Consider the following 1,152-nt stretch of genomic DNA (forward strand, 5'->3'; position numbering starts at 1 on the left):
TCGAACGCTTGTAGAACAGTTGTGCTGTAATGGGTAACACCTCTAACCCCTGGGTGGTTAAAAATCGCACCTGCCCAGCTCGTACGTCTAATCCTGGCTGCAGGGGCAGGGCATCTAGGGAACCGCGATCGTTGGCGATCGCCACAAAGCCTTGGGCGGCGGTGGCAGCCGCAACCGGAATGCCCAGAAGTTGCAGAAACTTGAGGCGATTGCGTTCAGGAATTTGGTTGGCGCGGTAGAGAATGCTCTCGGTCATAAAGGCAAAGAGCTGAATGATGGTGACGCCGGGGTCGCTATCGTTGAAGTTAGTCCACTCAGGATTATGCACCGGGATTCTGGCCAGGGCATCCCGCAAGATGTCGGCATAGGCGCGATCGTCGAGGGATGGAACATGAATAGCCATCGGTTCCTCTAGCCTCCTAAACGAAGTGTGAGTGCTAAGCGTTCATGGCCGCCGGTGGACACCAGCCCATAGTCTAGGGTGATGATGACCTGCTGGGGATGGTTGGGGTCGGCATCCACCTGCACGTCCTGCAAGCGGATACGAGGTTCCCACAGATTCAGGGCATGTTCAACCCGCTCTTGAATTAAACAGCGATTGACGGTGGTGTTCGGTTCAAATAAGAATGTTCCTAAACCTGCTCCAAACGATCGCAGCATCAACCGTTCTCCCAGTTCTGTTTGTAAAATCACTTGAATCGACTCGCGAATATTTTGTGCGCCCTCCGACCAGGCCATGCGGCCATCTGCTCCAATTCGGGGTGGAAAGGCAATGCTGCGACCAAAGAGTGTTCCAGTATCCATGGATTAGCCCCCTTCCGGTTTTTTGGGTTTAGCATTGAGCCCAGGCAACGGTAAGCAAAAAATGAGGTAAGGCACCCACTTGAAGATGTAGTCCAGCACTAACACCATGATAATCAGCAAGATCAGGGCACAGATGGTAATGATAGGAATCGATAAGGTGCAAAGTTTACCAATATCAATGCCTTTTGTCTTGCAGGCACCGGTTCTAGGGTTAGGTAATTTTCGATGGAAGGGCCAGGGTAAAACAGAAAGAACCAAATCCCCTAGCGTGAGTTTGCGGGCCACCTCAATTTGGCAGGCTAGGGCATCGGAAATCACAAACATGGCGTTTTTAGAAAACTTACGCAG

Annotated in this window: 3 protein-coding genes; all 3 read right to left on the reverse strand. The window is 51.8% G+C overall.

Going from position 1 to position 1,152, the window contains the following annotated elements:
- On the reverse strand, window positions 1–403 hold a 403-nt coding region (locus tag V6D20_03355; protein HEY9814830.1), incomplete at its 3' end, for a hypothetical protein.
- Window positions 404–411: 8 nt separating this feature from the next.
- Entirely contained in the window at window positions 412–804 is a 393-nt protein-coding gene (locus V6D20_03360; protein ID HEY9814831.1) for a GPW/gp25 family protein, read from the reverse strand.
- 3 nt (window positions 805–807) lie between these two features.
- A partial coding sequence (locus V6D20_03365; protein HEY9814832.1) for a hypothetical protein occupies window positions 808–1,152 on the reverse strand: 345 nt, incomplete at its 5' end.

Source organism: Candidatus Obscuribacterales bacterium (assembly GCA_036703605.1).
In the GTDB taxonomy this organism is placed as follows: Bacteria; Cyanobacteriota; Cyanobacteriia; order RECH01; family RECH01; genus RECH01.